This window comes from Priestia sp. YIM B13552, assembly GCF_042787775.1.
GTDB classification, from domain to species: Bacteria; Bacillota; Bacilli; order Bacillales; family Bacillaceae_H; genus Priestia; species Priestia megaterium_E.
In genome coordinates, this window is the sequence record NZ_JBHZOU010000002.1 from 1003091 (window position 1) to 1025262 (window position 22172).

At 39.6% G+C, this 22172-nt stretch carries 19 protein-coding genes and 1 other annotated feature; of the genes, 3 read left to right on the forward strand and 16 right to left on the reverse strand.

The window, feature by feature from the left end; all coding sequences use genetic code 11:
- Window positions 1-33: 33 nt before the first annotated feature.
- The 7 genes from uvrC to ACFX40_RS11275 all read right to left on the reverse strand — a co-directional run bounded on the left by uvrC (window position 34) and on the right by ACFX40_RS11275 (window position 7800).
- Complete coding sequence (gene uvrC, locus ACFX40_RS11245; protein ID WP_060745466.1) at window positions 34-1800, reverse strand: excinuclease ABC subunit UvrC; 1767 nt, start codon at window positions 1798-1800, stop codon at window positions 34-36.
- 224 nt (window positions 1801-2024) lie between these two features.
- Window positions 2025-2339, reverse strand: coding sequence for a thioredoxin (gene trxA / locus ACFX40_RS11250; RefSeq protein WP_013059404.1), 315 nt, complete (start codon window positions 2337-2339; stop codon window positions 2025-2027).
- A gap of 412 nt (window positions 2340-2751) precedes the next feature.
- Window positions 2752-3732, reverse strand: a complete 981-nt coding sequence (locus ACFX40_RS11255; RefSeq protein ID WP_028410542.1) for an electron transfer flavoprotein subunit alpha/FixB family protein — start codon at window positions 3730-3732, stop codon at window positions 2752-2754.
- 33 nt (window positions 3733-3765) lie between these two features.
- Window positions 3766-4539, reverse strand: a complete 774-nt coding sequence (locus tag ACFX40_RS11260) for an electron transfer flavoprotein subunit beta/FixA family protein (protein WP_098331521.1) — start codon at window positions 4537-4539, stop codon at window positions 3766-3768.
- Between the two features lie 18 nt (window positions 4540-4557).
- On the reverse strand, window positions 4558-5331 hold the full coding sequence (locus ACFX40_RS11265) for an enoyl-CoA hydratase (protein ID WP_013059407.1): 774 nt from the start codon (window positions 5329-5331) through the stop codon (window positions 4558-4560).
- Between the two features lie 80 nt (window positions 5332-5411).
- Window positions 5412-5996, reverse strand: coding sequence for a fatty acid metabolism transcriptional regulator FadR (locus ACFX40_RS11270; RefSeq protein WP_013059408.1), 585 nt, complete (start codon window positions 5994-5996; stop codon window positions 5412-5414).
- Between the two features lie 112 nt (window positions 5997-6108).
- Entirely contained in the window at window positions 6109-7800 is a 1692-nt protein-coding gene (locus ACFX40_RS11275; RefSeq protein WP_098433352.1) for an AMP-binding protein, read from the reverse strand.
- Window positions 7801-8019: 219 nt separating this feature from the next.
- Between ACFX40_RS11275 and ACFX40_RS11280 the strand changes: the two genes are divergently transcribed.
- Window positions 8020-9126 carry a 5-methyltetrahydropteroyltriglutamate--homocysteine S-methyltransferase gene (locus tag ACFX40_RS11280; RefSeq protein WP_377254945.1) on the forward strand — a complete coding sequence of 369 codons (1107 nt, stop codon included), beginning with the start codon at window positions 8020-8022 and terminating at the stop codon, window positions 9124-9126.
- A gap of 151 nt (window positions 9127-9277) precedes the next feature.
- Here ACFX40_RS11280 and ACFX40_RS11285 read toward each other — a convergent pair whose 3' ends face one another.
- From ACFX40_RS11285 to zapA, 5 genes are all read right to left on the reverse strand, one after another.
- Window positions 9278-9685 carry a DUF350 domain-containing protein gene (locus ACFX40_RS11285; RefSeq protein ID WP_013059411.1) on the reverse strand — a complete coding sequence of 136 codons (408 nt, stop codon included), beginning with the start codon at window positions 9683-9685 and terminating at the stop codon, window positions 9278-9280.
- Window positions 9686-9866: 181 nt separating this feature from the next.
- Window positions 9867-12230 (reverse strand): endonuclease MutS2, encoded by a 2364-nt coding sequence (locus ACFX40_RS11290; RefSeq protein ID WP_060745468.1) that lies wholly within the window; start codon window positions 12228-12230, stop codon window positions 9867-9869.
- Between the two features lie 19 nt (window positions 12231-12249).
- Window positions 12250-13962 carry a DNA polymerase/3'-5' exonuclease PolX gene (gene polX, locus ACFX40_RS11295; protein WP_377254948.1) on the reverse strand — a complete coding sequence of 571 codons (1713 nt, stop codon included), beginning with the start codon at window positions 13960-13962 and terminating at the stop codon, window positions 12250-12252.
- 198 nt (window positions 13963-14160) lie between these two features.
- Window positions 14161-14718, reverse strand: coding sequence for a CvpA family protein (locus ACFX40_RS11300; protein WP_014458067.1), 558 nt, complete (start codon window positions 14716-14718; stop codon window positions 14161-14163).
- Entirely contained in the window at window positions 14715-14975 is a 261-nt protein-coding gene (gene zapA, locus ACFX40_RS11305) for a cell division protein ZapA (RefSeq protein WP_013059415.1), read from the reverse strand. Before zapA ends, ACFX40_RS11300 begins: the two co-directional genes overlap by 4 nt.
- A 143-nt stretch (window positions 14976-15118) precedes the next feature.
- On the opposite strand from zapA, the gene rnhC reads away from it, so the two are divergent.
- On the forward strand, window positions 15119-16033 hold the full coding sequence (gene rnhC / locus ACFX40_RS11310) for a ribonuclease HIII (protein ID WP_182003617.1): 915 nt from the start codon (window positions 15119-15121) through the stop codon (window positions 16031-16033).
- Between the two features lie 33 nt (window positions 16034-16066).
- Here rnhC and pheT read toward each other — a convergent pair whose 3' ends face one another.
- The 3 genes from pheT to ACFX40_RS11325 all read right to left on the reverse strand — a co-directional run bounded on the left by pheT (window position 16067) and on the right by ACFX40_RS11325 (window position 20632).
- Complete coding sequence (pheT, locus tag ACFX40_RS11315; protein ID WP_028410534.1) at window positions 16067-18481, reverse strand: phenylalanine--tRNA ligase subunit beta; 2415 nt, start codon at window positions 18479-18481, stop codon at window positions 16067-16069.
- A gap of 13 nt (window positions 18482-18494) precedes the next feature.
- Window positions 18495-19529, reverse strand: coding sequence for a phenylalanine--tRNA ligase subunit alpha (gene pheS / locus ACFX40_RS11320; RefSeq protein WP_014458064.1), 1035 nt, complete (start codon window positions 19527-19529; stop codon window positions 18495-18497).
- A 54-nt stretch (window positions 19530-19583) separates the two neighbouring features.
- Window positions 19584-19819: a binding site (T-box leader), on the reverse strand.
- 48 nt (window positions 19820-19867) lie between these two features.
- On the reverse strand, window positions 19868-20632 hold the full coding sequence (locus ACFX40_RS11325) for a TrmH family RNA methyltransferase (RefSeq protein WP_176526108.1): 765 nt from the start codon (window positions 20630-20632) through the stop codon (window positions 19868-19870).
- A 140-nt stretch (window positions 20633-20772) separates the two neighbouring features.
- Here ACFX40_RS11325 and sspI point away from each other — a divergent pair, with 140 nt between their 5' ends.
- Window positions 20773-20979, forward strand: coding sequence for a small acid-soluble spore protein SspI (gene sspI / locus ACFX40_RS11330; protein ID WP_013059420.1), 207 nt, complete (start codon window positions 20773-20775; stop codon window positions 20977-20979).
- Window positions 20980-21036: 57 nt separating this feature from the next.
- Here sspI and ACFX40_RS11335 read toward each other — a convergent pair whose 3' ends face one another.
- Window positions 21037-22122: a M42 family metallopeptidase gene (locus tag ACFX40_RS11335; RefSeq protein ID WP_028410532.1), complete on the reverse strand. Its 1086-nt coding sequence runs from the start codon at window positions 22120-22122 to the stop codon at window positions 21037-21039.
- Window positions 22123-22172 lie beyond the last annotated feature (50 nt).

Genomic DNA, 22172 nt, shown 5'->3' on the forward strand with positions numbered 1-22172 from the left:
ATAGCTTATCAAATATTTTCTATTATTTCAAGACTATTTTTGTAATGTTTCATAAATTTTTTCAGCAATGTTTTGAGGAACACCTGAATTTCGAATATCATCAACCGTTGCTTCTTTCAATTTTTTCACCGAACCAAAATACTTTAACAAAGCTTTTTTACGCTTTTCTCCCACTCCCGGAATGTCGTCCAGAACAGACTGAAAAGCGGACTTAGAGCGCACTTGACGGTGGAAAGTAATCGCAAATCGGTGAACTTCATCTTGAATTCGCTGAAGCAAATAAAATTCTTGACTATTGCGTTCAAGCGGTATGATTTGAGGAGGCTCACCAATCATCAGGTTGGAGGTTCTGTGCTTATCATCTTTGACAAGACCTGCTGTAGGCACTAAAAGTCCCAATTCATTTTCGAGAACGTCCTGTACTGCAGCTAAATGCCCTTTGCCTCCATCTACAACAATTAAATCTGGAAGCGGAAGACCTTCTTTTAACGCTCTGGAATACCGTCTGCGAACGACTTCTCTCATGGAACTGTAATCATCTGGTCCCTTTACGGTCTTAATTTTATATTTGCGATATTCTTTCTTTTCCGGTTTCCCATCAACAAAAACAATCATCGCAGAAACGGGATCTGTCCCTTGAATATTTGAGTTATCAAATGCTTCAATCCGGTAAGGCGCTGCAATTCCAAGCTCTTCTCCTAACCGTTCAACTGCGCCAACCGTGCGCTCTTCATCTCGTTCAATTAAATAGAATTTTTCACCGAGCGCAATTTTTGCATTTTTACACGCAAGTTCTACTAATTCTTTCTTTTTGCCTCGCTTTGGATGCTGAACCTCTACTTCTACTAATTTCTCAGCTAACTCTGCATCAATCGTTGCTGGAACCAGCACTTCTTTTGGCTTAATATTTTTGGCATAAAACTGACCGATAAAAGTTAAGAAATCTTCTTCTGGCTCTTTATAAAAAGGAAACATAGAAACTTCTCGCTCAATTAATTTCCCTTGGCGAATAAAGAAAACTTGAACACACATCCAGCCTTTATCATAAGAATAGCCAAACACATCTCGATTAACAAAATCATTAAACGTTACTTTTTGCTTTTCCATTGTCGCTTCAATATGAGCAATTTGATCTCGATATTCTTTAGCCCTTTCAAAGTCAAGTTCTTCTGAAGCTTTTAACATTTTTTCAGTTAACTCTGTTTTGACATGCTCATATCCACCATTTAAAAACCGCGTGATATTTTCAATAATTTGTTTGTTTTGCTCTTCTTTTACTTCTTTTACGCAAGGAGCTAGACATTGCCCGATATGGTAATACAAACAAGGTCTGTCTGGCATGGTAGAGCACTTTCTTAGTGGATAAATGCGATCAAGAAGCCGCTTGGTTTCATTTGCAGCTTGAACGTTAGGATAAGGACCGAAGTATTTCCCTTTATCTTTTTTTATTTTTCTTGTAATAACAAGCCGGGGCTGTTTTTCAGCTGTAATCTTAATAAAGGGATAGCCCTTATCATCTTTAAGCATGATATTGTATTTTGGATCATGCTTTTTAATTAAATTCATTTCTAAAATAAGCGCTTCTAAATTAGAAGATGTGACGATATATTCAAAATCGACAATGTCGTTTACAAGTCGAAGCGTCTTTCCGTCATGAGATCCGGTAAAGTAGGAGCGCACTCGATTTTTTAATACTTTTGCTTTTCCTACGTAAATGACCGTTCCATATTTATCTTTCATCAAGTAGCAGCCGGGCTGATCCGGTAAAATAGCCAGCTTTTCTTTTAAATAATCATTCATACTTTTCTCCTTCCTCTTCTCTTACTCTGTCCATCTATACATTCGCTTATGAAGCGTAACCTACATTCTTTTCTGCTTTACAATACATGCACATAAGCCGGATTTGTGACGGTGTTCCTTACATCTAGTATAAAACAAACGAACGCATATTCGCTAAATAAAAGTATTCCCAAAAGAGAAAAAGTGGAGAAAAAGAAAAAACCTAGCCTGAGCTAGGTTTTGACTTACGCGTGTTTATTAATTAATTCTGTTAATGCTTCTTTTGGTTGGAAACCAACTACTTGATCAACTTTCTCTCCATCTTTAAATAATACTAAAGTTGGGATACTCATAACACCAAATTTTCCAGCTGTTTCTTGGTTTTCATCAACGTCTACTTTCACGATTTTAACTTTATCGTTAAGTTCACCATCAATTTCTTCAAGAACTGGAGCAATCATTTTACAAGGGCCACACCATGGTGCCCAAAAGTCAACAAGCACTAGGCCTGATTTAATTTCATCTGTAAAGTTTTTATCTGTAGCATGTGCAATAGCCATTTTAATTCCTCCTAAATATATGCAATATCCAAATTCTACTCACAGTATATCACCTTCAAATAAGGTTTGCTAACTTTTTGCTTACATTTATACTGTTTATTCTTCGCTCTAGTTTGTACAATTTACATAAAAACATACGTAGAAAATTTCGTTTTCCGTGAGGTTGAGACATAACGAAATGAATTCCATCTAAAGGTGAACAAATAGTATGCAAAGACTGAACCGCTTGTGCCACCGCAGTTGATTTCTGTGCAAGACTTCTCTTTCTGCAGGAGTCTTGCACAGAAATCAACTGCTGCTAGAAAGACCCACACACATAAAGTTTACCCCAACAAAAAAACGAACCACTAATCAAACATCTTGATCAATAGTTCGTTCTTCACTTCGTCTAAAATACTTTTGTCCCAGCCTCTTACGCAGACTGTACTTTCAGCTTTTTAAATTCTTCCGTTAGCAGAGGCACCACTTCAAATAAATCTCCAACGATTCCGTAATCAGCTACTTTAAAAATATTAGCCTCAGGATCTTTGTTAATAGCAACAATAATTTTTGAATTTGACATGCCGGCCAAATGCTGAATGGCTCCTGAGATTCCGCAGGCAATGTATAAATCTGGTGTGACTACTTTGCCCGTCTGACCGATCTGAAGAGAATAGTCGCAGTAATCTGCATCGCATGCTCCGCGAGACGCCCCAACAGCTCCATTTAACACGTCCGCTAGTTCTTGGAGAGGTCCAAAACCTTCCGTGCTTTTTACACCTCGACCACCTGCAATCACGACTTTTGCTTCGGATAAATCAACCCCTTGCGTTGCTTTACGTACAACTTCTTTTACAACTGTACGCAGGTTTTTGATTTCAACATTTAAATCCTCTACATCACCTGTACGTCCGTCGTCTTTTGCAAGCGGTGAAATATTATTTGGACGAATTGTGACAAACGTAAAAGCATCGGTCATGATTTTCTTTTCAAATGCTTTACCAGAATAAATTGGGCGGGTGAAGACTACTTGATCCCCTCCAACTTCTACATCCGTCACATCGGAAATAAGTCCTTTGTCTAAGCGAGCTGCCAGTTTTGGCGCTAGGTCTTTGCCAAGAGCCGTATGGCCAAATACGATAGCTTCAGGCTGTTCACTTTCAATGATGGCTAATAACGCCTGAGCGTAGCCATCCGATGTATAAGCAGCTAAATCTTCATGCTCCGTCACAACAACTTTATTCGCTCCGTACGCAATAAGCTCTTCACTTAAAGCTTTTACGTTCTTTCCTACTAACGCTGCAACAATTTCTCCACCGTCAGCTACAGTAGACGCTGCGGAAATCGCTTCAAACGATACGTTTCGTAATCCCCCATCACGTGCTTCTCCTAGAACTAACACTTTGCGTCCCATTGCAATACCCCCATTGTTTTGACTTTTGACTTATTAAATGACTTTTGCTTCCTTATGCAGTAAATTGACCAGTTCTGTCACTTGATCTTTTATATCTCCTTGTAATACGCGTCCTGCGTCTTTTTTCGGAGGCAAATAAATTTCAATAGTCTTTGTTTTTGCTTCTACATCATCTTCATCTAAATCTAAATCATCCAATTCCACTTCAACCAACGGTTTCTTCTTCGCTTTCATAATCCCTGGAAGAGATGGATAGCGAGGTTCGTTAAGTCCCTGCTGAGCTGTTACTAAAAGAGGAAGCGACGTTTCGATAACCTCAGAATCACCTTCCACATCGCGTACAACAGTCACTTTTTCACCTTCGATATCCAATTTTGTAATCGTCGTAATATAAGGGATTTCTAACTGTTCTGCTACGCGCGGTCCCACTTGGCCCGAACCTCCGTCAATCGCTACGTTTCCTGCCAAAATCAAGTCAGGAGATTGTTCTTTTAAGTAATGTGCCAGCAGCCTAGAAGTCGTGTACTGATCGCCATCTTCTATGTCATCTTCCGTATTGATTAAAACCGCTTTATCTGCTCCCATAGCCAAAGCTGTTCGGAGTTCTTTTTCTGATTCTTCCCCTCCTACACTCACGACCGTAATCTCCCCGCCATGCTTTTCCTTTAGCTGAATAGCTTCTTCAACTGCATACTCATCGTAAGGATTAATAATAAATTCAGCCCCATCTTCAACAATTTGACCATTTTTTAATGAAAGTTTCTCCTCTGTATCGAATGTTCTTTTCACTAACACGTAAATATTCATTCAATTCCCCTCCTAAGCTTATTTTCCTAAAAATTTAGGCTGGCGCTTTTCAATAAAAGCGGCTACGCCTTCTTGAGCATCCCGGCTTTTGAATACGCTTCCAAAAAACTGCGCTTCTTTTTTAATGCCGCTGTAGTAAGCATCTGTTTTTACATGCTGAAGCAGCTGCAAGGTAGCTTTAACAGAAATCGGGCTTTTTTTGGCAATTTTTCTAGCAAGTAAAAATGTTTCATTGATAAGCTGACTTTCTTCAAAAGCTGCATTTGCCAATCCTAACTCCACTGCCTCGCTTCCGGATATTGGATCACTGGTCAGCATCATCTCACAAGCCTTATGAACTCCTACATAACGAGGCAATCGCTGAGTTCCTCCAAACCCTGGTATAATTCCTAACTGCAGCTCAGGCAAGCCCAGCTTAGCGTTTTCCGTTACCAAACGGATATGGCAGCTCATAGCAAGCTCCAACCCTCCGCCTAAAGCAGCTCCATGAATAGCTGCAATCACTGGTTTTGGGTAATTTTCAATATACTCAAAGAGCTCTTGACCGTTAACAGCAAGCTTCTCGTATTCTTTTTCCTGCTGAAGCGATGTGAATTCTTTTATATCAGCTCCGGCACAAAAGAATTTCCCTTCACCTTTAATAACGATAACCCTTGTCTCTTTACTATCTTCCAAATGTTTCAAAACACTTGAAAGATCTTTTAATAAATCTTGAGACAAAGCGTTAGCAGGTTGTCTATTTAACGTAATGAAGCTTATTGCATCAACAGTTTCAACCTGGATAATCTCCATTTGTTTACGCCACCCTTTCTTTCTATTTTCATTACCTTGCGCTTTTTCCCCTCGCAGGGGAGCAGCAGGCTCACTTACGATTATGAGCCGCTGCAGCCGTTTAACAGCAGGGAATGGACTTTATCTACCGATTCTATTAGACCATATCGATGATCGTTCATTACCCATGTTGTGACAGTTTCATCAATCGTTCCAAAAATCATCTGTCGCGCAAGACGAATATCTATATTTTCAGAAAACTCACCCGTTTCAATTCCTGTCTGCAAAATAGAATCAATGAGAGTCAGATAATCTTTTAATACATCGTTAATTTTCAATCTTAAATCTTTGTTCGATTGACGCAGTTCGAGCTGTGTCACTGTAGCTAAATGATGATCCTCTGCTAGAAACGAAAAATGTTTGTCAATTAACACATGAAGTTTTTCTGCCGCGGTTTCAATTCCCGCCAGTTCTTCATAAATTTTTTCTACAAATTGTCCCATCTTCTCTTGAAACAAGGAAATTAAGACATCTTCTTTGTTTTTAAAATATAAATATATCGTACCGTCTGCAACTCCAGCCTGCTTAGCAATTTTAGACACCTGAGCATTGTGGTATCCGTTTTCTGCTATTACTACTACAGCTGCATCGATAATCTGTTTATACTTTGGCTTATTTCTTCTCAATCTTATACGCTCCTTTAAAATATGAATGATTATTCATTCATATCTTTATAATAAAGAAACCGCAAGTATCTGTCAATTATGTTTCAGTAAAAAAATCAAAGGCGACGATCGATTACGTCGCCTTTTTATGCTTTTCATTTTCTTCATCAATCAGCGCTCGTCGCAGAATCTTACCGACCGCTGTTTTGGGAAGCTCATTTCGAAATTCATAAAGGCGCGGAACTTTATAAGCAGCTAAATACTTTCTGGAAAACTCATTTAGCTCTTCTTCAGTACATCTTACACCATTTTTTAATACAATGTAAGCCTTCACCGTTTCTCCTCTATATGGGTCAGGAACACCTACTACTACAGCTTCTTGAATTTTTTCATGCTCATATAATACTTCTTCAACTTCTCGAGGATAGATATTATATCCCCCGGCAATAATAATATCTTTCTTTCGGTCTACTACATAAAAATAACCTTTATCATCCATATAGCCAACATCACCTGTTAGCAACCATCCGTCTCGCATAACAGCCTCCGTTTCTTCAGGCTGCTTCCAATATCCTTTCATGACCTGAGGACCTTTAACCGCAATTTCTCCTACTTCGCTTACAGCAGCTTCTTTACCTGTTTCAAACGAGAGAATTTTGGCATCCGTGTCTGGCCAAGGTACTCCAATGCTTCCTGGTATTCTCTCTTCCCAAAGAAAATTAGCATGAGTCACAGGAGAGGTTTCTGTTAATCCATATCCTTCTACCAGTTTACCTCCGGTGATCTTTTCAAACTGCTCCTGCACTTCTACAGGAAGGGGAGCCGAACCGCTCATACATGAATCAATGGAAGATAGGTTGTATTTTGCTAAATCAGGATGATTTAATAATGCGATGTAAATTGTCGGAGCACCTGGAAATAAAGTAGGCTGCTGCTTATGAATGGTTTTGAGCGTCGTTTTTGCATCAAATTTAGGCAGAAGAACCATCTCATAATTTTGCAAAACCGATAGAACAAGAACTGTTGTTAAACCATACACATGAAAAAATGGGATAATTCCAAGCACTTTTTCTTCTCCGTGCTTGCAGCGGTATAACCAATGTGCACACATCGTTGCATTGGCTACCAAGTTTTTATGAGTAAGCATGACTCCTTTTGGAAAACCTGTTGTTCCCCCGGTATATTGTAAAATCGCGATATCTTCGTCTGAAATTCCCTCAGCGTTACATACTGCTGGAGAGGATTCATTTATAATACGTTTAAATAAATGAGTAGTCTCCGTATGACTCACATCCACGCTTATCTTCTGCTGCTTGCGCTGAATAAATGGATACATTATGTTTTTGGGAAATGGGAGATAATCTTGAATAGAGGTGATGACTACGTGCTTTACTTTTGTTAACGCTTTCATTTTTACTACACGCGGATATAGCAAATCGAGTGCAATAATCATGGCCGCTTCTGAATCATTAAGCTGATACTCTAACTCTCTTTCCGTATACAAAGGATTTGTTTGAACGACTACTCCTCCGGCAAGAAGAACCGCATAAAAGGAAATGACTGCTTGAGGGCAATTTGGAAGCATAATGGCTACTCTATCCCCTCTTTTTAATCCCAGTTCAATAAGGTAAGATGACAGCTTTAGAGAATCTTGATGCAGCTGGGAAAACGTCATTTTTTTCCCTAGAAAATAGATTGCGCTTTTTTTAGGATCCTTTTGAACTGCCTCTTCAAAAAGCTGTGCTAAATTTTTTTGTTCATAATGAAGCCTAGCAGGTATTTCATCTGGATATTGAGAAAGCCATATCTTTTCGGTGGATTCCACACGTATCCTCTCCCTCAAAAAAAATAAAAAATTAGAATTTTCTAATTAAAATTATAGTTCATTCTTTTTTTAGATGCAATCGTTATTGAATGTTCTCTTTCCTACCTAATCACTCTTTCATCCTGCAGCGTAATAAATAAAAATTGGATTTACCCCTGTACATTATCCGAATTTTTTGTATATAATAAAAATTAGATTTTTTTTAAGGAGCTGTATGAATTGACAACAACATTGACTAAAGGACCGTTTAAAGCAGATCACGTTGGAAGCTTTTTGCGTCCTGAGCGTATCAAGCAAGCACGATTACAAGTGGAAAACGGGGAAATGACAAATAAACAGCTTCGAGCAATTGAAGATGAAGAAATTCGTAAGCTCGTAGAAAAGCAAAAGCAAATTGGATTAAAAGCCGTCACAGACGGTGAGTTTCGCCGTGCGTGGTGGCACTTTGATTTTCTGTCAGAGCTTGTTGGCGTAGAACTTTACGAAGCAGACTCAGGAATTCAGTTTCACGGGGTCCAAACAAAAGCTCACGGTATAAAAGTGACTGGAAAACTAGATTTTAATCACCACCCTATGATTGAAGATTATAAATTTCTTCATCAAGCTGCTGGAAAAGAACACGTAGCTAAGTTCACCATTCCAAGTCCCAATATGCTGTTTTTCAGAGGTCATATTGAAGAGTCTGCTTATTCGGATACGGATGTATTTTTTGCTGATTTAGTTAAAACATATCAAAAAGCCATTCAAGCATTTTATGATGCCGGATGCCGCTATTTACAGTTAGATGATACTGCGTGGGCAGTCTTTTTCTCAGAAAAAGGACAAGAACAAATCGCTTCAAAAGGTTTCACGCCCCAAGAATTACTGAAACGTTTTACGGATGCGATCAATGAATCCATTGCGCATAAGCCAGGTGATATGGTCATTACAATGCATATTTGCAGAGGGAATTTCCAGTCTACTTATACAGCAAGCGGCGGATATGAAAATGCGTCAAAAGCTATTTTCAGTCAGTTAAACGTAGATGGACTATTTTTAGAATTTGATGATGAACGCTCAGGAGGATTCGAACCTCTTCGACATGTAAAGCGAGATGATCTTCAGATTGTCCTTGGTCTTATCACATCAAAATTTGGAGATTTAGAAGATCCTGAAGCAGTGAAAAAACGAATTGCTAAAGCGGCAGAATTTGTTTCTCTTGATCAAATTTGTTTAAGTCCCCAGTGCGGATTTGCTTCTACAGAAGAAGGAAATTTACTTACTGAAGAGCAGCAGTGGGATAAAGTAAAGCACGTGATTTCAATTGCTGAAGACGTATGGAAGTAATCATTAAAAAAGCTGACCTGCTTTAAGGTCAGCTTTTTTGCTGTCATCATAATGTTAGGAAAAGCTATATAGATAAATAGATAAGACCAATAAGCATAAACACTCCGCATAAAACGAGTAAAATTTTCGCTAACTTCTCCATCACTCTCTCCTATCCTATCCCTGCTCCTATTACATAGGACATACCGATTGAAATAACAAGTGAAATAAACCCAACGGCTCTGTTATCTTGTTCAATTTCATCATCGATTCGAAATTTTGGCGTCAAAAATTCGAAAATAAAATAGCTGACTAGTAAAAGAACGAACCCATATATTCCCCATCCGAGCATTCTTAACAAATTGTCGTTATGCTCAATCGAATAGCGAAAAATATTAGCTAATCCAAATATTTTCCCACCTGTTGCCATCGCAACAGCCATATTTCCTTTTTGAATCTCTTCCCAATTCTTATACTTAGTAACGAGCTCAAACACAACAAGAAAGACGACAATGCTCAAGACAACCACGCTGTAATAAGCGGCGGATTCAATATACGGGTCTTTCCAAAAATCCCTCATTTTTGCATCACTCCTAATTTATATTACGCTCTACGTAATGAACTGACAGGTCTCTTTCCTTTACTTGTATCGTTCTTAAAAGAGATAAAAAACCCAGCATAGTCCATGAGCCATGTCGGATTTTCTATCTTCATATATGCTTGTTCAGCGCATCGACTGACACCTTTATTTCAGCGTTCTTTTATTTAAATTCCACAACCGTAACGCCAGAACCTCCTTCAGAAGCCTCTCCGAAACGAATATTTTTAACAGAACGATGATTTTTCAAATATTCCTGTACGCCTTTACGAAGAGCTCCAGTTCCTTTACCGTGGATAATCGAAACGCGCGGATAGTTGGCTAACAAAGCATCATCAATATATTTTTCAACTCGAATCAGCGCATTTTCATAGCGCTCTCCTCTTAAATCCAATTCTAGATTTACATGATAATCTTTTCCCTTTACCGTAGCAAGCGGCTTGGTTTCTACAGGTTTTGGAGAACTGATATATTCGAGATCTTTTTCTTTCACCTTCATTTTCATGATCCCCATTTGTACTTGCCATTCATTATTGCTTACTCGTTCTACAAGCGTTCCTTTTTGTCCCCAGCTTAAGACTTTCACTTCATCTCCAGCTTGAAGAGTGCGCTCTTGTTTTTTCGGCGCAGCCGGTTTCTTTTTACTTTTTTCAAGAGTTGGAACTGCATCTTCTAGACGTTTACGCGCTTCAATCAATTCATGCTCTTTTACAAGCGCATGATTTTTTTGACTCATTTTACGCAAATCGCTAATGATTTTCTCTGCTTCTTCAGATGCTGCTTTAACTGTGGCTTGAGCTTTTTCTTCAGCTTTTTCGTACAGCTTATCTCGTTTTTCATTAAACTCAATAATCTGACTCTGTAATTCTTTATGAAGCTTCTGAGCCTCTTTTCTTAGCTCTTCAGCTTCTTCTAGCTCGTGTTCAGATTGACGGCGGCTATCTTCAAGAGAGGCAATCATATTTTCTACTTTATTTGTTTCTGAGCCAATATAGCCTTTGGCACGTTCAATTACTTCAGCACTTAAACCTAAACGTTTTGAAATCTCAAAAGCATTGCTTCGACCCGGTACACCAATCAGCAGCTTGTAAGTAGGGCTCAATGTTTCAATATCAAACTCTACGCTAGCATTGACCACTCCTTCACGGTTATAGCCGTACGCCTTTAATTCAGGATAGTGAGTAGTCGCAACTACGCGAGCTCCTTTTTCATATACTTGATCTAAAATCGAAATCGCAAGCGCTGCACCTTCTTGAGGATCCGTTCCTGCTCCCAATTCATCGAACAAGACCAGACTTTCGTGATCTACTTTTTGTAAAATATCTACAATGTTGACCATATGAGATGAAAAGGTACTCAAACTTTGTTCAATCGACTGCTCATCTCCAATATCAGCAAATACGTGCTTAAACACAGCCATTTCCGATCCATCCAGCGCAGGAATCTGCAAACCCGCTTGAGCCATTAACGTAAATAATCCAAGTGTTTTTAACGTTACGGTTTTACCGCCGGTATTTGGTCCTGTAATAACGATAGACGTATATTGATCACCTAGCTCAATATCATTCGCAACGACGTCTTCCTGTGCAATAAGAGGATGTTTTGCCTTCACTAACTTAATATAGCCTCGGTCGTTCATTTTAGGTTTTGAAGCTTTTAGCTCATGGCTATAGCGTCCTTTAGCAAACATGAAGTCCAGCTCACCTAACAGATACACGTTTTGACGGAGTTCATTTGCCACTTCCGCTACCTGAACGGTTAAAGCAATGAGAATACGCTCAATTTCTTGTTTTTCTTTTACCTTTGCTTCTTGAAGCTCATTGTTTAACGTCACAATCGCCTGAGGCTCAATAAATAAAGTTGCTCCGGATGAAGACTGATCGTGCACAATGCCTCCATACGCACTGCGATATTCTTGCTTAACAGGAATAACGAAACGTTCGTTTCGAATGGTAACAATTGCATCTGACAACATTTTTTGAGCAGACGAGGAGCGAATAAGGCTCTCTAGCTTTTCGCGAATACGAGACTCCGTTGAGCGAAGTTTTTGACGAATGCCTCTTAGCTGGTCGCTTGCACCGTCCAGCACTGTGCCATTCTCATCAATACTCATTTTAATTGTTTGTTCTACCTCAGGAAGAGGCATTAGTTTTTCGATATGTTCAGTTATAATTGGAAGCTGTAAATCTTCGTCTTCCACTACTTGCTCGATAAATTGCTTGACTTGTCTTGCAGCATAAATAGTGCTTGCTACATCAAGAAGTTCATTAGAGCTTAGCGTTCCCCCAATTTCAGCACGCTTCACGCTAGGTCGAACGTCAAAAATGCCCCCTAGCGGTACGTTGCCACGCAATCGCAGCACGGTTGTCGCTTCATCTGTTGCTTCCTGCCATTTGACTACTTCTTCATACTGAGTCGAGGGAATCAAATTCGCTACTTTTTCTCGGCCTAAAGAAGAAGCTACTTTTTTCTGAAGCTGTTCCTTAACTTTATTAAACTCTAGTACATGAAAAATACGTGATTGCAAAACTGATTCCTCCTGTTGCTTATTTATGTCGATTTAAAAAGGCGGTTAATTCTTTGAGACTATACGTATTTAATACCGTTTCTGGTTTAAGCCAGCCTTTAATTCCCGTAGATATTCCAATTTCCATATGCTCTAGCATGTCTAGATTGTGAGCATCTGTATTAATAGCAATTTTAACTCCTGCCTCTTGGGCTTTTTTTATGTGTTCAGCGGCTAAATCTAAACGGTTTGGATTCGCGTTTAGTTCAAGAGCCGTTTTTGTTTCTTTAGCTAATTCAATTAGCATATCAATATCTACATCATATCCGTTGCGGCGACCAATCAAACGACCCGTCGGATGAGCGATTAAATCTACATGAACATTGTTTAACGCTTGCTTTAAGCGATTCATAATTTCTTCGCGTGATTGCGAAAAACTAGAGTGAATGGACGCAATAACAAAATCTAGCTCAGCTAGCATTTCATCATCATAATCAAGTGTTGCATCAGGCAAAATATCCATTTCAATTCCTGCTAGTATTGTAAAATCATCGAACTGTGCGTTTAAACGATTAATTTCTTCACGCTGTTTACGAATGCGTTCAGGCGTTAGACCGTTAGCTACTTTTAAATACTGAGAATGGTCTGTAATCGCCATGTACTCATAGCCTCGCGCGCGACATGCTTCCGCCATTTCTTCAATCGAATACGCCCCGTCGCTCCACGTGGAGTGCATATGCAAATCACCTTTTACGGCACCGTAGGTCACAAGGGTTTGAGGCTTTATAAATGCATCTACTTCCGTTCCATCTTCACGAAGTTCAGGCGGAATAAAAGACAGGCCAAAATGTTCATAGAATGCTTGTTCAGACTCAAAAGTCATAACTTCGCCTGTCTCCGCATTTTCAACGCCATACTCGCTAATTTTTTCACCGCGTTCTTTTGCTAATTGACGCATACGCACATTATGATCTTTTGATCCTGTAAAATGGTGAAGCGTTGTGGCAAACGCTTTATCTTCTACAAGACGAAAATCCACAGACACATCGTACTCATAGGCTAACGTTACCGATACTTTTGTATCTCCATTTGCAATGATATCCTTCACATTTGGCAGCGATACTAGCTGTTCACGGACAGCATGAGGCTCAGCTGTTGAAATAATAAAATCAAGATCTTTTACGGTCTCCCTCATGCGGCGAATGCTCCCTGCTTGAGAAAAACGCTCAATGCTATGCATCTGTTTAAGGGCTTCTAAAATTTCTTCCGCTATTGGAAGCATAAAAGCAAGAGGCAAACGATCAGGACGCTTCCCAAACTCTTCAATGGCAGCGATAATTTTTTCTTCCGTCTTTTTACCAAAACCGCTTAGTCCCTGCACTCGATCTTCCATACAGGCCTGATGCAGTGATTCCATATCTCGAATATCTAGCTCTTTATATAATTTAGCGATTTTTTTACCTCCAAGCCCCGGCAGCTTAAGCAAAGGAATAAGTCCTTCAGGAACTTCTTGCTTTAGTTCTTCTAATACGCTTGACTCATTTGTTTCCATATACTCTGTAATGACTGCAGCCGTTCCTTTTCCAATCCCTTGGAGCTTGGTAAAATCCTCAATCTCTGTCAGCGTTCTTTCGTCCGTTTCTAGCGCTGCAGCTGCTTTTCGAAAAGCGGAAATTTTAAAAGGGTTATCTCCCTTTAATTCCATATATGTAGCAATTGTTTCTAACAATTTAATAATATCCTTTTTATTCATCTCTTTTCACCAGCCTATTATCATAATAACGAAACTTTCAAAAACATGATGAGTGACATATGTACTCTCCCAAATTTTCATCTAGACATATTTTTATCCTCATGAAAACCGCAGGTCAGACTGCGATAAAAAAAGAGGGTATCTCAAAAGTATTATGACACTTTCGACACACCCTCTCAACAAGCTATTGTAATTTCATTACATTACACCATACTGAGTCCACAAATCTTGAATCGCAGACGATAAGTATGGAGTATTTTGTACGATATTGATTGCAATTGAAGACTGTTGAATTGGCGTTTGAATTTCACTTACAGGAATCACGGCTCCAATGTATAACAAAATAAAAACGATGATATACACTTCAACGAATCCAAGTGCACCTCCGCCCCATTTATTTAACTGGCGCAGAATTGGCAGTTCGGTTAAAGCCGTTAAAACAGAGCCTGCAAGGCGAAGTACAATGTGAGTAGCAAAAAATAAAATCGCAAATGCAATCATTCGATAAAAAGCGTCTTCTATCGTTCCAGAATCAAATACAAACGATGCGACACTTTGCTGCTGAATATTGTCCGGAAACGGAATCAGCAAGCGAAGTCGGCTTGCCAAATCTCCACTAAACATATAAGCGACGATAAACGAAACCGCAAAACTGACAATATGAATGAGCTGCAAAATAAATCCTCTTTTAAGACCTGTTACAAAGCCTAAAAGAAGCAATATAATTAAAATGATATTAAGCATTGACTCAGTCATTCCTCTTTTCCATAAAGTTTTTGTTCAAGTCTCTCATAGTCTTCTTTCAGTTTTATATATTCGTGTACAGCATTCACGGCTGTTAATACTGCTAATTTATTGATATCTAAAGAAGGGTTTTTAGTACTGATTTCACGCATTTTTTCATCCACTATAGAGGCGACAAGTCGAATATGGCTTGTACTTTCGCTACCGACGATGCTGTACTGCTGACCAAAGATGTCAACTGTCGCACGTGTTTTATCTTGTCTTGACACGAGAAAATCCTCCGTTCCACGAAAAATCCTAATCCCTATCATACCACGAAGAAGACTTCAATGGAAACATATCTATATTTAAGCTATCATAAGGGATAGTGCTTATAAAGTAAACTAAAATACCCCGAAAGGAGTGAAGCATTATGTCACATGCTGTTATTAAAGTATCAGCTGATCAAATGGCTAAAATGAAGCTTCATTACACATCCTATCTACAGCCCAAACTTCCGCAGGGAAGTATTTTTGCAGCTAAAACTCCAGGCTGTTCTATCACTGCGTACCGCTCTGGAAAAGTACTTTTTCAAGGAAAAGAAGCTGAAACAGAAGCGGCTAAGTGGGGAGGTCCTTTAGATGCTGCGAAAAAGGCTCCTGTCTCACACCTCCCATCAAACTTCAGCTCACTATCGGTCATCGGTTCTGACGAGGTAGGAACGGGAGATTATTTTGGTCCTATGACCGTAGTTGCTGCCTATGTTCAAAAAGAGCAGCTTCCTTTATTAAAAGAATTAGGAGTACGAGATTCAAAAGAGTTAACGGATGCTAAAATTATTGAAATTGCCAAGCAGCTTGTTTCGTTTATTCCCTATAGTTTGCTTGTTTTACATAACGAAAAGTATAATGCATTTCAAGAAAAAGGCATGTCACAAGGTAAAATGAAAGCTCTGTTGCATAACAAAGCTTTATCCAACGTGTTAAAAAAATTGGATCCTGAAAAACCCGATGCCATTTTAATTGACCAGTTTGTCGAAAAAAACACCTATTATAAACACGTGGTAAAGGAAAAAGAAATTATCAAAGAAAATGTCTTTTTCAGCACAAAAGGAGAAAGCGTTCATTTATCTGTAGCTGCTGCTTCCATTATTGCCAGATACGCATTTTTAAAACAAATGGATTTGCTGACGGAAAAGACCGGGATGGTTATTCCTCGGGGAGCTGGCGCACAAGTTGATATCGCCGCTGCTAAAATCATTAAGAAACATGGCGTGAATGCGCTGAACTCCTTAGCTAAAATTCATTTTGCTAATACGGAAAAAGCTTTAAAATTAGCTAAAAAATAAGAGATGTGGAAATCCACATCTCTTTTTTTATTCTTATGAACGAAGCGTTGCACCAAATTCTTTTTCTACAGCCTCTAACACTGCACCATGTGCTTTTGCTACTTCTTCATCAGTTAATGTACGTTCAGGATCTAAGTATCGTAAAGAGAAAGCTACAGATTTCTTGCCTTCTTCCATACGCTCGCCTTCATATAGATCAAATACCGTCACGTCTTTTAAAAGTTCTCCGCCCGTCGTATAGATGACGCGCTGAACTTCTCCTGCAAGAACGTTTTTATCTACCACAAGTGCAATATCACGTGTAATAGATGGGAATCTTGGAATAGCTGAATAACGAACTTCTTCGACATCTGCAGCTAATAACTCTTGAAGGTGTAATTCAAATACGTATGTTTCACGAAGACCATACTGTTTCTGAGCAATAGGATGAACTTGACCTACGTATCCAATTTCTTTTTCATCTAACCATACAGCCGCTGTACGTCCAGGGTGCATACCGTCTTTTTTAACAGGAGCATATGAGATTCGTTTCTCTAAACCAAGCTGTGCAAATAACCCTTCTAGTACACCTTTAATCACATAGAAATCAACGACTTTCTTTTCACCTTGCCAGCCGTGAGCATGCCATAGACCCGTGATTGCACCAGCTACGCGCTCCTGCTCATCCGGTAATTCTCCTTCACCTTTAGATAAGAACACTGAGCCTGTTTCGTATAGTGCAATAGAATCCGACTGGCGAGCATTATTATGCTTCACTGCTTCTAGCAAATGAGGCACTAAGCTTTGACGAAGGATGCTGCGATCTTCACTCATCGGCATTGCTAGACCAATCGTACTTGTTGCATTTAGTGCAAACTGAGTAGCTTTTTCAGCGCTCGTTAGCGAATATGTTGTTGTTTGTGCTAGTCCCGCACCTTCTAAGAAACGGCGAACTTTACGGCGTCCAAGCTGATACTCTGTTAGTTTTCCTGGAGTTGCCACTGTTACAGGAAGCGTTGTAGGAAGGTTGTCATAGCCATACATACGCGCTACTTCCTCGACGATATCTTCTTCAATTGTAATATCGCCTCTACGAGTTGGCACTGTTACAACAATGGTTTCGTCTTCCACTTTGTTTTCAAATTGAAGACGGTTCATAATGTCTTGTACTTCTTCCATTGATAGCTCTGTACCAAGCACATCGTTAATACGGCCAAGTGACACAGCTACAACAGCAGGTTCCACAGTTAGTGTATCTACTTCTACAGTACCGCTTACCACTTCACCTGAAGCGTATTCAGCCATTAATTCTGCTGCGCGGTCAGCAGCTACACGCGTACGGTTAGGATCAATTCCTTTTTCAAAACGAGCGCTTGCCTCACTGCGAAGACCGTGGTCTTTTGAAGCTTGGCGAACCGTTAAGCCTTTGAAGTAAGCTGATTCAATGAGAACATTTACCGTATCGTCTTTTACTTCGGAGTTCGCTCCGCCCATTACACCTGCAAGAGCTACCGGCTCACTGCCGTTTGTAATGACAAGCTGATTGCCTTTTAATACGCGCTCTTGATCATCAAGTGTTACAAACTTTTCGCCTTCTGACGCGTGACGTACAACAATTTCTTTTGAACCAAGACGATCATAGTCAAAAGCATGCAGCGGCTGGCCGTATTCAAGCAAAATATAGTTGGTAATATCAACAACGTTGTTATGAGGTCGAATACCAGCTGCCATTAAACGCGTTTGCATCCATAATGGTGACGGAGCAATTTTTACGTTTTTCACAACGCGCGCTACGTAAAGCGGATTGTCTTCTTTTGCCTCTACTTTAACGGAAAGATAATCAGCTGCTTGCTCATCAGACGTTTGCACGTTTACTGACGGATACTTCACTTCACGACGTAAAATAGCAGCCACTTCATGTGCTACGCCTAACATACTTAAGCAGTCTGAACGGTTTGGTGTTAGCCCTAGTTCTAATACTTCATCGTTTAAGTTTAATGCATCTAGTGCATCCGCTCCTACTTCAGCATCGCTTGGGAACACGAAGATGCCTTCTTGATAATCTTTTGCCACAAGCTTGCTTTCAATGCCAAGCTCTTGAAGAGAACAAATCATACCGTTCGATTCTTCACCGCGAAGCTTAGCACGCTTGATTTTAAAGTTACCTGGAAGTACAGCTCCCACTTTTGCAACCGCTACTTTTTGACCTTGTGCCACGTTTGGTGCTCCGCACACGATTTGAACGATTTCTCCTCCGCCAAGATCTACTTGACAGCGGCTTAATTTATCAGCATTTGGATGCTGTTCACGTTCTACAACGTGACCAATTACCACTCCGCTGATGCCTTTATTTAAGTTTTCTACACCTTCAACTTCAATTCCACTTTTTGTGATTTTATCTGCTAACTCTTCTGCCGTTACGCCTGATAAGTCAACATACTCTTGTAACCAACGATAAGATACAAACATCGTAGCCCCTCCTTTATACTTGTTTAAATTGATCTAAGAAACGAACATCATTTGTATAGAAGTGACGAATATCATCCACGCCGTGTTTTAACATAGCAATACGCTCTACACCGATTCCAAAAGCAAAACCACGATATTTAGTTGAATCGTATCCAGCCATTTCAAGGACATTTGGATGAACCATGCCTGCTCCTAAAATTTCAATCCAGCCTGTTTGTTTACATACATTACAGCCTTTACCTCCACATTTTGCACACGATACGTCTACTTCTACAGACGGCTCAGTGAACGGGAAGAAACTTGGACGAAGACGAATTTCACGGTCTGCACCGAACATCTTTTTCACAAATACTTCAAGCGTGCCTTTTAAATCGCTCATACGAATGTTTTCGTCTACTACAAGACCTTCAATTTGCATGAATTGATGAGAATGCGTAGCATCATCGTCATCGCGGCGGTACACTTTACCCGGGCAAATAATTTTAACAGGTCCTTTGCCTTCATTCTTGTTCATAACACGAGCTTGAACAGTTGATGTATGCGTACGAAGAAGTGTTTCTTCCGTAATATAGAACGTATCTTGCATATCACGTGCTGGGTGACCTTTTGGCAAGTTCAGCGCTTCGAAATTATAGTAGTCCTGCTCTACTTCCGGTCCTTCTGCTACTTCATAGCCCATTCCTAAGAATAAATCTTCTACTTCTTCAACCACGCTTGTTAGCGGGTGATGCGTACCTGCTTTAACAGGGCGTCCTGGCAGCGTTACGTCGATTGTTTCTGAAGCAAGTTTACGCTCTACCTCAGCTGCTTCTAACGCCGTTTGTTTTTCTTCAATTTTAGATGCAATAGCTTCACGCACTTCATTTGCAAGTGCTCCCATTACAGGACGCTCTTCAGCTGAAAGTTTTCCCATACCGCGAAGTACTTCTGTGATAGGGCCTTTCTTTCCTAAATAAGCTACGCGTACGTCGTTTAATTCTTTTAAAGCACTTGCTGCTTCGACTTTTGCAATTGCTTCTTGTTGAAGTTCTTGTAAACGTTCTTTCATCACTTATTCCTCCTTTTAACGTAAAAAATGACAAATAAAAAAACCTCCTCCCAAAAAAGGGACGAGGATTAGTCGCGTTACCACCCTTGTTAACTATATACGCAGACGTATACAGTTCACTTCATTCAAGTTAACGGAATCTCCGGAACACCTTTACATCTATGTAAGATGGTCTAAGTGTCAACTCAAGAGGTGAATTCACTTATTACATTTATAAAAATGCTTTCAGTCACGGCATTTTCTCCCTGCATAAACGGACATAAGCTACTGCTCTCTTTCATCGTTTTTTACATATGTAACTATTGTATTATTATAGTGAAAACACGTTCTCGATGCAACTACATTCCGCGTAAATAATAAAGTAAGATTCCAGAAGCGATGGCAACATTTAGCGACTCGCTCTTTCCATAGATGGGAATGTACAGATTCTGATCCGTTTGTTCCAGCACTTTCTCGCTTACGCCGTTTCCTTCATTTCCTACAATCAGCGCAAATTCGTTTGAAGGTTTTATGTGTGTATAGACCTTTCCATTTTGTAGCGACGTGCCATAAACTGCTATTCCTCTTTCTTTTAACAGTGAAATCATTTCGAGTAAATCACCTTTTACAATTGGAAGATGAAAAATCGCTCCTTGCGTTGACCGAACGACTTTTGGGTTGTACACATCCACGCTGCCCTCTCCAACGATAATAGCGTCCACTCCGGCAGCATCAGCGGTTCGAATAATCGTACCTAGGTTACCTGGATCTTGCACCGCATCTAAAAGCAATACTTTCTGTGCTGTATGAATGATTTCTGCATGCTTCGTTTGAAAACACACAGCGATAATTCCTTGAGGTGTTTCGGTGTCAGATAATAATTTGATTATTGCTTCGTTGACAACGGTTATTTCAATACCGTCTATGTTCCACTGTGCTGGCACTTCGATCGATTGGCGTATAATTAGTTCCTTTACGCAACCCTCATTTTTGATAGCTTCTTCGACTAAATGAAAGCCTTCTACCATAAAAAGGCCCTGTTTATCACGGTCTTTTTTATTATGCAGCTTTTTCCACGCTTTTACCTGCGGATTTTTAACTGAATCAATTTGTTTCACAAACATAACTCCTTTATCTATATAAAAATAAATAGTTCGATTACATTTTGCTCAATAATCATTAGATAAGTTTCACTTTATTGTACATAGAAATCGCAAAGAAAACAAAAACTATTGGTAACTTTACGATAGCTGAGGTGAAAATGATGGATCTTAATTTACGAAATGCTGTTATTGCAAACGTTTCAGGAAACTCAAAAGAAGAGCTTGAAGCTACAATTTCTGACGCTATTCAAAGCGGCGAAGAAAAAATGCTCCCTGGACTTGGTGTTTTATTTGAGGTGCTTTGGGAAAAGTCTCCAGAATCAGAAAAAGAAGAAATTTTGACAACACTTGAAAACGGTTTAAAATAAATAGCCTTTTCCTCTGTACAGCAAAAAGCTCATTCTCCTAGGAGAATGAGCTTTTTTTTAATTATACGTAATTGCGTTAACCGTATTTCGGTCTAAGCGTTTAATTACTTCGGCAATTAATTTGACTGCATTTTCATAATCATCACGATGAAGCATCGCTGCATGAGAATGGATATAACGAGTTGCGATCGTAATTGAAAGTGCTGGAACCCCGTTAGCTGAAATATGGATAGAACCTGAGTCCGTACCGCCTCCAGCGATTGCATCAAATTGATATGGAATATTTAATTCATCTGCCACATCTACCACTGTATCTCGAAGTCCTTTATGCGAAACCATGGAAGCATCATATAAAATGATTTGCGGACCATCTCCCATTTTAGAAGATGCTTCTTTATCAGAAACACCAGGTGTATCTCCAGCGATTCCGACATCAACAGCAAATGCAATATCCGGTTCAATAAAGTTAGCGGATGTTTTTGCACCTCGAAGTCCAACTTCTTCTTGCACCGTTCCTACACCATACACAACATTTTCATGTTTTTCATTTTTTAAAGCTTTTAATACATCAATAGCGATTGCACAGCCAATACGATTATCCCAAGCTTTCGCTAGCAGCATCTTTTCGTTGTTCATAACCGTAAATTCGAAATAAGGCACAACCTGATCACCAGGTTTCACTCCCCACTCCGCTACTTCTTCTCTGCTAGAAGCACCAATATCGATGAACATATCTTTAATATCAACTGGCTTTTTACGAACTTCTGGAGGCAGGATATGAGGAGGCTTTGAGCCAATAATCCCCGTTACTTCTCCTTTAGATGTAACGATGGTTACGCGTTGAGCAAGCATCACTTGAGACCACCATCCGCCGACCGTTTGAAAACGAATAAAGCCGCGTTCATCAATTTGAGTTACCATAAAGCCTACTTCATCTAAGTGACCGGCTACCATAATTTTAGGCCCTTGTTCGTTGCCTACTTTTTTTGCAATCAAACTGCCTAGCCCATCCGTCGTTACTTCATCTGCATAAGGTGCAATATATTTCTTCATAACCTCACGCGGTTCACGCTCATTTCCAGGAATTCCTTTTGCATCTGTTAGTGCCTTAAGCATTGTCAATGTTTCATCTAACTTTGTCATATGGATTACCCCTTTCATATGTATACCTCTATTATAGCTAAAAAGAGGTT

Excerpts from the sequence above, each read along its gene's own strand:
- uvrC (WP_060745466.1), bottom strand. The coding sequence starts at position 1,800 with ATGAATGATTATTTAAAAGAAAAGCTGGCTATTTTACCGGATCAGCCC.
- trxA (WP_013059404.1), bottom strand. The coding sequence starts at position 2,339 with ATGGCTATTGCACATGCTACAGATAAAAACTTTACAGATGAAATTAAA.
- ACFX40_RS11255 (WP_028410542.1), bottom strand. The coding sequence starts at position 3,732 with ATGGGACGCAAAGTGTTAGTTCTAGGAGAAGCACGTGATGGGGGATTA.
- ACFX40_RS11260 (WP_098331521.1), bottom strand. The coding sequence starts at position 4,539 with ATGAATATTTACGTGTTAGTGAAAAGAACATTCGATACAGAGGAGAAA.
- ACFX40_RS11265 (WP_013059407.1), bottom strand. The coding sequence starts at position 5,331 with ATGGAGATTATCCAGGTTGAAACTGTTGATGCAATAAGCTTCATTACG.
- ACFX40_RS11285 (WP_013059411.1), bottom strand. The coding sequence starts at position 9,685 with ATGAGGGATTTTTGGAAAGACCCGTATATTGAATCCGCCGCTTATTAC.
- polX (WP_377254948.1), bottom strand. The coding sequence starts at position 13,962 with ATGAATAAAAAGGATATTATTAAATTGTTAGAAACAATTGCTACATAT.
- ACFX40_RS11300 (WP_014458067.1), bottom strand. The coding sequence starts at position 14,718 with ATGACTGAGTCAATGCTTAATATCATTTTAATTATATTGCTTCTTTTA.
- rnhC (WP_182003617.1), top strand. The coding sequence starts at position 15,119 with ATGTCACATGCTGTTATTAAAGTATCAGCTGATCAAATGGCTAAAATG.
- pheT (WP_028410534.1), bottom strand. The coding sequence starts at position 18,481 with ATGTTTGTATCTTATCGTTGGTTACAAGAGTATGTTGACTTATCAGGC.
- pheS (WP_014458064.1), bottom strand. The coding sequence starts at position 19,529 with ATGAAAGAACGTTTACAAGAACTTCAACAAGAAGCAATTGCAAAAGTC.
- ACFX40_RS11325 (WP_176526108.1), bottom strand. The coding sequence starts at position 20,632 with ATGTTTGTGAAACAAATTGATTCAGTTAAAAATCCGCAGGTAAAAGCG.
- sspI (WP_013059420.1), top strand. The coding sequence starts at position 20,773 with ATGGATCTTAATTTACGAAATGCTGTTATTGCAAACGTTTCAGGAAAC.
- ACFX40_RS11335 (WP_028410532.1), bottom strand. The coding sequence starts at position 22,122 with ATGACAAAGTTAGATGAAACATTGACAATGCTTAAGGCACTAACAGAT.